13 protein-coding genes are annotated in these 10,664 nt (G+C 62.8%); 2 read left to right on the forward strand and 11 right to left on the reverse strand.

The window, feature by feature from the left end:
• Positions 1-472 precede the first annotated feature (472 nt).
• Positions 473-580, forward strand: coding sequence for a mycothiol transferase (locus M8330_RS21190; RefSeq protein WP_372490285.1), 108 nt, complete (start codon positions 473-475; stop codon positions 578-580).
• Here M8330_RS21190 and M8330_RS21195 read toward each other — a convergent pair.
• From M8330_RS21195 to M8330_RS21230, 8 genes are all read right to left on the reverse strand, one after another.
• Positions 574-1,359, reverse strand: a complete 786-nt coding sequence (locus M8330_RS21195; protein ID WP_250828967.1) for a class I SAM-dependent methyltransferase — start codon at positions 1,357-1,359, stop codon at positions 574-576. The genes M8330_RS21190 and M8330_RS21195 overlap by 7 nt on opposite strands.
• A gap of 14 nt (positions 1,360-1,373) precedes the next feature.
• Positions 1,374-2,015, reverse strand: coding sequence for an HAD family hydrolase (locus M8330_RS21200; protein WP_250828968.1), 642 nt, complete (start codon positions 2,013-2,015; stop codon positions 1,374-1,376).
• Positions 2,016-2,494: 479 nt separating this feature from the next.
• The gene (locus tag M8330_RS21205) at positions 2,495-2,785 is read right to left on the reverse strand and encodes an Imm32 family immunity protein (protein ID WP_250828969.1); all 291 of its coding nucleotides are present in this window, start codon (positions 2,783-2,785) and stop codon (positions 2,495-2,497) included.
• An 861-nt stretch (positions 2,786-3,646) separates the two neighbouring features.
• On the reverse strand, positions 3,647-3,970 hold the full coding sequence (locus M8330_RS21210) for a hypothetical protein (RefSeq protein ID WP_250828970.1): 324 nt from the start codon (positions 3,968-3,970) through the stop codon (positions 3,647-3,649).
• A 353-nt stretch (positions 3,971-4,323) separates the two neighbouring features.
• A complete protein-coding gene (locus M8330_RS21215; RefSeq protein WP_250828971.1) occupies positions 4,324-4,659 on the reverse strand; it encodes a hypothetical protein in 336 nt (111 codons plus the stop codon).
• A gap of 144 nt (positions 4,660-4,803) precedes the next feature.
• On the reverse strand, positions 4,804-5,325 hold the full coding sequence (locus M8330_RS21220; RefSeq protein ID WP_250828972.1) for a GNAT family N-acetyltransferase: 522 nt from the start codon (positions 5,323-5,325) through the stop codon (positions 4,804-4,806).
• A gap of 148 nt (positions 5,326-5,473) precedes the next feature.
• Complete coding sequence (locus M8330_RS21225; protein WP_250828973.1) at positions 5,474-5,722, reverse strand: hypothetical protein; 249 nt, start codon at positions 5,720-5,722, stop codon at positions 5,474-5,476.
• Positions 5,723-5,989: 267 nt separating this feature from the next.
• Positions 5,990-6,700, reverse strand: a complete 711-nt coding sequence (locus M8330_RS21230; protein ID WP_250828974.1) for a hypothetical protein — start codon at positions 6,698-6,700, stop codon at positions 5,990-5,992.
• Between the two features lie 164 nt (positions 6,701-6,864).
• Here M8330_RS21230 and M8330_RS21235 point away from each other — a divergent pair, with 164 nt between their 5' ends.
• The gene (locus tag M8330_RS21235) at positions 6,865-7,329 is read left to right on the forward strand and encodes a hypothetical protein (protein ID WP_250828975.1); all 465 of its coding nucleotides are present in this window, start codon (positions 6,865-6,867) and stop codon (positions 7,327-7,329) included.
• 740 nt (positions 7,330-8,069) lie between these two features.
• Here the strand turns inward: M8330_RS21235 and M8330_RS21240 are convergent.
• The 3 genes from M8330_RS21240 to M8330_RS21250 form a co-directional block, all read right to left on the reverse strand.
• Positions 8,070-9,101: a hypothetical protein gene (locus tag M8330_RS21240; protein ID WP_250828976.1), complete on the reverse strand. Its 1,032-nt coding sequence runs from the start codon at positions 9,099-9,101 to the stop codon at positions 8,070-8,072.
• Between the two features lie 140 nt (positions 9,102-9,241).
• The gene (locus M8330_RS21245) at positions 9,242-9,856 is read right to left on the reverse strand and encodes a hypothetical protein (RefSeq protein ID WP_250828977.1); all 615 of its coding nucleotides are present in this window, start codon (positions 9,854-9,856) and stop codon (positions 9,242-9,244) included.
• 644 nt (positions 9,857-10,500) lie between these two features.
• Positions 10,501-10,664 (reverse strand): IS3 family transposase (locus M8330_RS21250; RefSeq protein WP_250828814.1); only part of this gene is annotated, 164 nt, incomplete at its 5' end.

Genomic DNA, 10,664 nt, shown 5'->3' on the forward strand with positions numbered 1-10,664 from the left:
CGTTCTTCAATCCGTCTTCTAGAACGGCGCTCTGCAGCCGGCCACGCGCTCTACTGCAGCCGCTACTGCAGCCGCTACTGCAGCCGATGGCTGACAGAGACAACAAAACCGCCTCTGACGTCTGCGTGTCCGCAGGTCAGAGGCGGTTTGGTTCGGTCGGGCTGACAGGATTTGAACCTGCGACCCCTTGACCCCCAGGCGCGGCTGCACGAGCGGTCAGCGTTTGTCATGCCCTGTCTGAGCCTGACCTCCGGCCCCGAAGGCACGCGTCGTCCATCCACGTCTCGCGACGTTGCAGCCGGCGTTGCAGCAACTGGTCAAGGGGTCAACTTCTTCGCCCTACGGCAAGGAACGTTCTCAACCGACGCCGACGCCAAGACCTTCTCGGCCGATTGACCCCATCGACTTCGAACTCATCGTGAACAAGGCCGCTGAATCAGACGTCCCCTGATCGTTCAACAGACCCCACCCGCTGGTCAGTCTGCGCTGGATAGCCACTCACATGGTTGAGGAGACGGCCCAGCATGCCGGAAACCTCGACATCCTGCGTGAGCTGGTCGACGGCTCCCGTGGCTACTGAGGCCGTTGCGGCAGCGGCCTGAGCTTGAACAAGAGGATGCCGAGATACTGGTTCATCACGGCCCGCTTGTGCGGGTAGCGCTCGCCGACCTCGGCAGCCATCGCGGGCTCGGCGACGGCCTCGACCCACAGTCCGGCCGCGCTGAAAGTGTTGAGGAGGTCCGCGATCGTGTACGGCCGCTTGGTCAGGGTGACCGCGTCGTCCCAGTTCCGGTGGCGATAGGCGAAGGGCTCAGTGGAGAAGTACTCCTCCCCCAGCGTCGTGCCGTTCTCCTCAGCGCGCTCGATCGCGTAGCGGACCGGATGAGTGCGAGTCAGCAGGATGAAGCCGTCGTCGGTGAGCATCTCGCGGGCGACCGTCAGGGCGAGTACGGAGTCCCTGGCGTAACCGAAGGACTGCAAGAGCATGATTCGGTCAAACCGACGGCCCGCCAAGCCGGGCAGCGCCGACAGGTCGGAGAGGTCGCCCTGGATCAACTCCAAGCCCGTCGGCGGGACGACGAAGCCGTCGCTGATGTCGACACCAACCGACGCGCCCGCACCCTCCTGGACCAGCTGGGCGACCTTGGCACCGTTGCCACAGCCGGCGTCGAGCAGCGCGAGCCCGGTGACGTCGCCGAGGAGCTCGCGCTGGGCGGGCCACTCGACCAGTCGATCCAGTGAGTCTTCCCGAGCACGCGCCTGCTCATAGCCCGAAGCAAGCGCCGTCCATGGCCGGCTCGCGTCGCCGCCGGTGGCGCGAACCGCACCTACCGTTGCTAGCGCGTCTTCGGTCGTCATCGTCACAAGACTACTCAGCACGCCGCGACGTCGTGCTCGACGAGCACGTCGATCAGGCAGTCGTGGCCTTGGTCTACGTCCCAATGCACGGCGACCATGCCTGCGTCCCGGGCGCCCTCGACGTTCTTGATGCTGTCGTCGATGAAGAGAATCGCGCCCGGATCGACACCGATCCGGCGGGCGGCCTCGGTGAAGAAAGCCGGGTCCGGCTTGGCGAAGCCAAGGTCGTAGGAATAGCAACTCGTGTCGAAGATGGCGTCGTAGCCGAGGGCGCTCCGCATGTGACCGCCGCGGTGCTGCTCCTGGTTGGTGCCAAGGTGCACGCCGTAGCCGTTGCGTCGCAGCGTCTCGATGAGGGCGAACGACTCCTCGATGAGCTCGATGCGATGCCAGACGTCGCGGTAGACGTCCTCGACCGGCGCCGTCACGCCGTACTCGAGCAACGCCGTCGCGAGCATCGGCAAGTAGTCACCCTCGCCCGCCAACGTAGGCAGCTCGTCCTTCCACGTCTTGTGGAGGAACTCCCTCGCGCGGTCGCCCAAATAGGGCTCCATCGCGACGTACCAACCACCCGGCACCACCTGCAGCACACCGTCGGCGTCGAACAACACATGGCGGACGGGGGCGGTCGACTGTGGTCCGAGCACGGCATCCATGGTCGCAACCTAGTCGCTGGCACATGTGGGTCTCGGCACACCGTTCGACCCTCGCAACACGACGCGGATCGTCCAGGCCTGCTGCCGATGCGCCGGCGTCCGGGTGGTGCGTCTCCACGACTTCCGGCACGGGTGAGCTTCGCTACTCCTCGGAGCCGGCGTCCCTCCGCGCACCGTCATGGAGATCCTCGGCCACTCCAGCCTCGAGATGAACCATGAACACCTACGGTCATGTCACCCACGCGTACCGACGGACAGCGATAGATGGTCTCGGCGAGGCATTGGGCGCCTCCCCCCTCGAATAGAAGCACGCAGGGCGGAGCGGTCAAGATCCTTGGCGGGCACCTCGGGAGCGCACTGTCAGGTCGATTCGCAATCCAGGCTCGATGAGCCGGTTACCCCCCTCGAATAGCAGCGTGAAAATATGGAGCGTTCTCGCCGCACGATCGAGCAGGGAGGTGCCCGCAGCCGATGTGCGGTCACTCCACGAGGCTGATGTGCAGGCCCGCCTCGTTGGTCTCGAACCAGCCCGACTCTGGTTCCCAGTACAAGTTGTGACCCGGCATGGCGTCTGCCTGGGCAAGCGTGAGCAGATGACGCGCCAGCGAGGTCAGCGCCGCCCTGTTCCCGGCGAAACCGATGGTCCTGTCCTGCTCCTGGAGGGACAGCCACAACTTCGTGTCGTCATCCCAGTTGGACACCAGCCCGTGCTCGTCCACCTGGCGGATGTCAACGGAGATGAGCAGTGTGGTCCCGTCGCCTGATGTCATGCGAGCAGTCAACCAGTGGAACCCCTCGACGCCCACCGGACCTGCACGCTTCTGCCACTGGTCGGGCGGTTGGTCATCCGCGTAGCGATTAGAGCCGGTCGCCGGCTGCGCGTCGCTTGACCGGCTCGGCGGTGCTGTCGTGGGCGGGACGGTTTGCCGCCGTGCGCGTCGAGGTCAGCTCGGATCAGGCTGACCCACCTGGCGGCGGCGTCGGTGCGGTTGAGGCGCTGGCGGACGAGCTCGAGCAGGGTGCTCATCCGGCGCCGGTTGGGGAACCACTATCGGCGACGGCGGGCTGGGCAGTTCGGTCTGCCGCCGAGGTCGTTGCTGCGGTCACCGATAGGCGATCCGCCCGTGGCCACGCTCCCGCGATGACCCCGAACTGGTCACGCTCTGCGTGACGATGCCTCTAGGGGGTGTCATTGAGTTGCATTAACACCTTTGCGCGCTAAATTAACATCCCCGAGTCAACAAGAATTTCGCCTGCGGACCATGTAGGCGGAACCGCCAATTGCAAGACTGACAATGAGGCAAACCACGAAGACGAGCCAAAGTCGCATATCGAAAACGTCACGCAGAACGAAACCGAGCAACACGAGGATCGGCGCGACAATAATTACGTAGGCAGCCCTTCTCCGGTCTGCTGGTTCGAGAGTCATCACATCTCCGTCAGCATTCCACCGGGAACGGAGAGCAATGCACTGCCAGCCCCGAGGAGGGCGTCGTCGACGCCGGCTGATGCACTGCCGTCTCCTTCGCAAGCACCATACGCGAAGCCTCCAGCCGCGCTAGCAGCCGCCGCTGCACCGATCACAGCCAAAGCGCCGAACCGAACCGAACCATACTGTCGAGGCGCGAATGCTACGAGCAGGCTCCGCTGGAGACGTTCCCATCCCTAGCTTTCCCGGGCAGGATCACGCACGCCCAGTCGCCATCCTCGGTCACGCTGACTTGCCCGTCGTCGTCCAGCCCGTCACCGTCGTCATCAGCGATGCCGGTCACTGTCGCACTCTTCGGCAGGCCATCGGCAAGGGACTGCAGCATATCCACATCCCAGCCCGCAGCCTCGGCTGCCTGGAAGTCGTTGAAGAACTGCTCACCAGCTTCCGTCGCCGTCGCTTCACTCGAGCAGCCAGCCAAGAGGAGAGCAGACAGAACGGCAGCCACCTTGAGTCCCGAGTGCATGCCCGGGACTCTATAGCGAACGTCCACCCACTGTGCCGTGAAACGACGGTCCTCGGCCCCGAGCTGGTCCGCCTAGTAGATGCGCATCAGAATCGAGGCGGCGGCTGGGACCAGGTAGTCGATCAACGCGTCAACGCCTCCGCCTGACGCTGGGGCCCACGTATCGGTCTACTGCCAGTGCATACTGAGTGCCCATCGCGTGGAGAGTGCGCCCGACGGTGTTCCGCGATGCATTCGCAGGCTTGCCCCGTCGGACGAGCTTCGTGCCCGCATGCCCATCGGCACGCGGCACGGGCGGCTGGGGGTCGATAGTCAGCCACGTCCGTATCGCGGCAGATGCGGACGCTTCGACCTCAGCCAGGCAGTCCATAGGCTGCGTGTCCTGCCGCAGTGGCTTCGAAGAAGATCCGATCAGCCGCATCGTCAACGTCCCAAGTCTTGTACTCGCGCAGGACCTGCTCGACCTCATGTTCCGGCACCGGGATCTGCGACTCCCAGGACCCCCGAGAGAGGGCCACCAGCCCATCGGACAACAGCGACCACAACGACTCCTCGGCCAGAGCCAGACGCGCGCTGAGCGCAAGGTCGGGGCGCATGGTGTTTGCGGTCCACCAGGCTTCGTAGACGCCTGTCAGATCCTCCGTTGCTGCCGAGAGTATTTCCGCTCGGACCGCTGCGAGATCATTCATGTCACAGATCCTCTCGCGAGTGTCTGTCGTGAATCCCCGCAACTCGGCATGAGCGGACGGCGTCCCGGATAGGTATCCGCTTGCGACCTCCGCTTGACCATGCCACACGGGTCCCTCCGCGAGACCATCCCTCGTGTGCATCAGCTAGAGGTGTCGGGACGCGAAAAGGTGGTGCGAACTCGGATCACCTGGGTCAGTCACGAGTTGCCGCGACAAACCGACGCTTCGAGCGACTGCGATGGAGCCTGGGTTGTTCCGGGCGACGCGCGCCACCACTACGCACCGCGGGACTGTGGACTGCACGTTGGCGATGACCGCACGAACCGCTTCACTGGCATAGCCGTGGCCCCATGATGAGGGATCGAAGCGGTAGTAGAGATTGAGAACAGGCTGTCCCCCGATCGTCTGGTGCTTGGCACCTGCGAATCCGATGATCTCCCTTGAGCCAGCGAGTTCGACGGCGGCGTACCCAAACCCATGCGCCACCCAGTGGGACCGCCACGCCTCAAGCAGGCGCTGTGCATCTTCGGGGTCGACCATTCGTCCATCTGGGTCGTGCTCGTATGTGAGCACGTTGCTGTGAATCGCGAAAAGCCGGTCGACATCCTCGGGCCTCGGGCTACGGAGGACCAGCCTCGAAGTAGTTGCCCACGGCACATCAGTCACGGGCACAAGCATGATGCGTCCGGCGCAATCTCCCCGTCGGGACGCACCCAAAGGTGCACTTCGACTTGTCCCGATAGGCGAAGGTCCAGAGACGGCGTTCGAACATCTGCCGGACGGTGGCGGATCTGCCGGTGCGCGGATGCCCGGATCAGGGCTGATAGACGATGCGGAAGCGGTAGTCGAGTTCACGTCGGAGGCTGCGGATCAAGCGGGCCGCTTCTGCGTCGATCCTCGCAGTCGCCGGACCTTGGGACGCCCGACCCCACTCCACGATGTCGCTCGCGAGTTCTTGACTGACGCTCCACTCGCGAACCAGTTCGTCGCCGTCGACGAAGATCAGGCCGTCCTCGCTCCACAAGGGGACATCGACACCGTCCTCAGACATGAAGCGGATCAACGACCCCTCGCTCGGCCCTTCCCAGGTCTCGTTGTCATCCTCGGCCCCATGACCCCCGGGAGGAACCGCATACCAGCCCGCTCGACCATCGGGGGACATGAACCGGTCAGGCCGGGGTTCTCGCATGCCCACATTCTGCATCCGTCACGGCTGAGCCTCCGGCGAACTCAACAGCTGACCGGAACTCGTGGGTCGCAAGTGTTACTAGCTGCGTCCCGAGCAGCCTCGCCAGTTGCCAGGTCCGCCGATGAGCGCATCGTCTGACAGTCAGTTGATGAGATCGATCTCGCCGAGAAACTCCGTGAAGTCACGCGGGTGCGCTATCTGCTCCTTTGCTTGACTGGCGTTCATCTCGTCGGAGTCCTCAGCGATCTTGCGTGCCAGATCCAGCCGCTCGGGGTTGTTGACAAGAACTGACCAACGGACCACGGACGAGCGGTCCTCCGCCAGGCGACTCAGCGTTTCTGATCGCAGTCTTCGAGAGCCCGCCGCCGTTGCGCGCACTTGGGCGATCGGGTCAGATGCCAGCATCTCGGCATCGGCATCACTGATCGTTGGATTGAGAACGATGGTCGAGCGAACAGCCGGGTGCGGGTCCCGCGCCAGAGCTGCCACCGCGTCCTCGTCCTGTGTCACCTCAGCGAGTCGCTCACGCACGCTGTGCACGGGGTCGCTGAGCACGCGTCTGGCGCCCATGGCGTCGAGGTCATCGCGCTGTGCCGCGCGCCCACGCACATCGGCGTCGGACGCCCCCAGAGCTGGGGCAAGAGCGTGCGGACCGGGGTTCTCGGCGACCGCGAACCGCACGGCCCACTTCTCGTCGCGCACCAAGACCTCGAGGACTTCGACGGACGTGGATGGGTTCTTCGCGACGGCCTCTCGCACCTTCGAGGAACTGTCTGAAGCGAGCTCGGAGAGTGTGTGAGCTGACGTGCTCCGGTCGGCTGCGAAGCAGGCGCGGGCGTTGATGCTGGGCACCGAGCCAGTCTGGCACGGGGCAGCCCTCGGCACGTGCCGCCCAGGGCCTGTGCCGATCCCCCAGTTAATAGGGACACGCCCAGTTGCAGCGACACGCTCATTACAAGGGACCGCAAGGCGGGGAATGGACAGGCGCTGTCGGCGGTCCCTGCTTGCGTGCACCCATGAGTGACAGTCTTTCGTTGGTTGCCGTCGTGATCAGCCTCGTCGCACTCTGGCACACCTTCAGGCAAGGAAGGATCAACCTCGAGCGCTGGCACCGGGACCAAACACCGGTGATCGACATTGAGGCAGAGGAAGTCAGCGGCGGAACTTGGCACCGCCTGCGGTTCGAGCTCGCCGATTCCATGGACTTGGACCAAGTCCTCGTCACCATCGGAGGGCCCCACCTCGTCTGGTTCTCAGACCAGCAAGAAGGCGTAACTCCCGGCGCTGCGTCGAAGTCCGCGCGAATCGCACCGCTTCGAGCTGGCGCACGCGAGGCATCTTTGAGGGTCGAGTGGGAGGACGACGACAGCCACGTCGTTCAACTGACGCTCGAGTGCAAGCGCGGTAGCGAAGCTTGGACTCTGCATCGATCCGTCGTCCTGCCCGCCAAACCGTACGACGTCCTTCAATCCATCCTTTAGAACGGCGCTCTGCAGCCGGCCACGCGCTCTACTGCAGCCGCTACTGCAGCCGCTACTGCAGCCGCTACTGCAGCCGATCGCTGACAGAGACAACAAAACCGCCCCTGACGTCTGCGTTTCCGCAGGTCAGAGGCGGTTTGGTTCGGTCGGGCTGACAGGATTTGAACCTGCGACCCCTTGACCCCCAGGCGCGGCCTTCTGGGTGCTGGGCGGACTCTCAGGTCTGGCTGAGCGTGGACGGTCACGAGGCAGTCTCACCCTGCGCGCCGGCGTCTGCCGACGTTGCAGCCCTCGATGCAGCCGCCGGTCAAGGGGTCACCGCATCCCGTGACCGCTTCGTCGGACCTGGGACGCTGACCCCACGCGAAGACGCCCCGCCCGCCAGCCGACTCACCACAGGCGTCCCCAACGTCCAGCCCACATACGACTAGGTGCCGCCCGAACTCAAGTCGGACGGCACCTAGATGCGCATGAACGATCAACTGGTGTAAGTCTCCTCGACGAAAGTCGCCTCAACCGGCACGTCTCCCTTGCCGCACAAGCGGCCGGTCTCGTTACTATCGCGAAGGGCGTACCGGTGGTAAACCTCCTTGGACTTTTCCTCCTCGGAAGTGACCTTAGCATCCAGTAGTAGCTGGCTGGCTAGCGGAACCTTGGCGATAGAAAAGAAGCCGGACCACTTCGCAGTAGACTCTCGCGACACCTTGAGGCTATTTGAAGCAATCGTAGCGTATTGGTTCTCACACTCCCACCGAGTAATGCTGTCCTCTTCGGGAACAAGCCCCCCCCATCCAAACAGAAGGCACCCAACGGGTACGCCCGGTCTTGTACGGGTACCCGCCACCAAAACACCATCGTTCCTGCTTCTGATATTTCCAGACGGCACGCCACAGATAGTTGACGTTCTTCTTATCGTCCCTCGTGGCCACCGCCTCCGCCGCCACCTTGCTACTCTCGGACGTGGTCAGGCCCCCAGCATAGTTTGGCCCGGCACCGGTAACCGCAATCTCCATTTTCGTGGTGGTCACCTTCTTCAGAGAGACCGTAGGATAGAATTTGTTTTTGATGTACGAGCCGACGAGGGGGATCCGCCTCTTTTGCGTGACACCGTCGACGTCCTGCCACCAAGTCTCCCCGTCGCCGGTCGAGCACGAATCACGCTCTTCGGCAGCCAGTTGCTCTTCCGTTTGATCCATAGTCCCGTTCTGGTAGGCTAATTCGTCGGCGGCAACATCTGCTGCTTCGTCGGCGCTCATTTCACCGTCTATTGAATCCGGATTGGTCGCCACAACCGTATCTTCGTCAGACATGGCAACACGGTTCGATGACAGAGCCCTGGACAATGCGGCTGGACCCTCAACGGTCTCAACGACACCCCTTTCACCCGCGATCAGCAGCGTCGAGGCAGTCGACGGCGCAACGTGAATCGTGGCCAAACGTCCTGAAGTACTGACATCGCCAAGATCTTGAGGCTCAACATCAACCCAGTAGTACCGCACCATCTCGGGCGTCCAGACAGTAATCTCCACTTGGACCGTCCCATCTGGCTGCAGGCTGCCGACTTCTTCGGAGGTTGTCGAACGTGCCGCAAAATACCCAGAATCGCCCGTCACCCCACTTGCGATCGGTCTGCTCACCGCGTCCACACGCCGAGCTGCGCGCTTGGGCATGCCCGAATTGGTCAGCCTGGCAATCGCTTCCCTGCGTTTGCGCGAGGCCTTCTGCGGCACGCGCTCAACAAGCTTGAATGTGACCGTTGCAGACTCCATCATGGTGCCGTTGCCGGTGACTACTGCGCCCTGGAAGAGCGCGGGACCTTGCGGGCGTGCGCTGGCTGGAGCGACTGCAGTGGGGACTGACAGTCCTGCCGCAAGCAGCCCCAACCCTGTTGCGCTCGTTATCCATCTCTTCACTACTGCACTTCTCCAATCTTGGGTATGGCGCATTCTGCGCCCTCTTTGAGTGGTTTGCTAGATACGCACATGCCGACGACGCCAGGAACGTTCACGAAGTACTCGGTGCCGAGATACTCGTAATCGATGCGTATGCCAGATCGTACTTTGTACCCCGGTTGGACAGAACGCATTCCGATAACGAGCAGCCATCCCCAGTCGTCGCTTGCGCTCCGCGTGCCGATGCTTGCGCCAATTGCAGGATCTAGGACCGGCGTCAGACGCGACCCCTCAACAGGAGGCCACTGGTCTGGAAGAATGAAAGAACCAACTTTGCGCGGCCCTGGCACGATATAGGCGTCTACTAACTCGAGCGCATCGTCGCCAATCAGCGAGACGTTGGTGATGACAGCCGTCGCATCGGAGGGCACATTCTCCAAGTACAAGACTTCAAGCCCGTCACTGATGGTCTGGCCAACTTGCACGGGCTCAGCCCAGCCATGGGGACTAACATGAACCATTGGCCCGTCACTGCCAACACTCTTTGCGGAAGGAACCGCGTCGTCACTGCTGCAGGCCCCGAGCATGAGTAGCGAGATCGAAAAGACGGGGATCACTGATCGCAACTTCATCATTTCTCCGAAATCTGCCGCTTTCGTATCCTTTGTTGGTTACGTCCGAGTGACGCTCCCCAGTTCGCGAATAGTTTCAGAAGACCACTCAAAGCACTTCGCAGTGACCCTGCGTAGCGGAGCGACTCTTGGCATCGCTTTCCTCTTGTTCGACCGTCAGATGAACTAACACCTCTCGAAAGGTATGGGACGACAGGCGTCGCGATTCGCTTTCCGTCAAGATTGCCCGACCGGTCTAGCTGTGAGTCGACTCACAGCATGGTGGGTGGCGGCGCTTGCAGATCAGCATTGAACAGTGTCCACGCATCGCCGGACAGCCGCGTCTGTGTGCCGGATCGGCTCGGTTGGTGACACCGCGTTCATGGCGAGTTGCAGTCTGCTCAAGTGCAACGTCGCGTGTCGCTGAAGGGAATCTTTCCCCAGAAATTCGCTTGGGCCTCAAGTCGTCACACAGCGCACATCCTTCCAGCAGCGCCACTCGGCACCACAGATGAGCCTGTCAAGATTTCTGTGTAAGTGGGCTGGTCTCAATCTCTCTGGTGGGGTCTACAGGTAGGGGTTGATCCGGTCGGGGTAGGGTCTGCCCCCGGTCTGGTTGACACTCTGACCTGCCCTACAGCCTGGTTTCCATTCGGCGTGATGAGTCCTCAGGCGGGAACGGTGTCTGTGGGTGAGGCTAGCTCGTACTCGATCGGGGTCTGGTAGCCGAGCGCGGAGTGACGGCGTTGTCGGTTGTGGAAGATCTCGATGTACTCGAAGATCGCGTTCGCGAGTTCGACTCGGGTCCTCCACTTGCGGCGGTTGAGGAGCT

The sequence above is a fragment of the Nocardioides bruguierae genome, assembly GCF_023656415.1.
Taxonomy (GTDB): domain Bacteria; phylum Actinomycetota; class Actinomycetes; order Propionibacteriales; family Nocardioidaceae; genus Nocardioides; species Nocardioides bruguierae.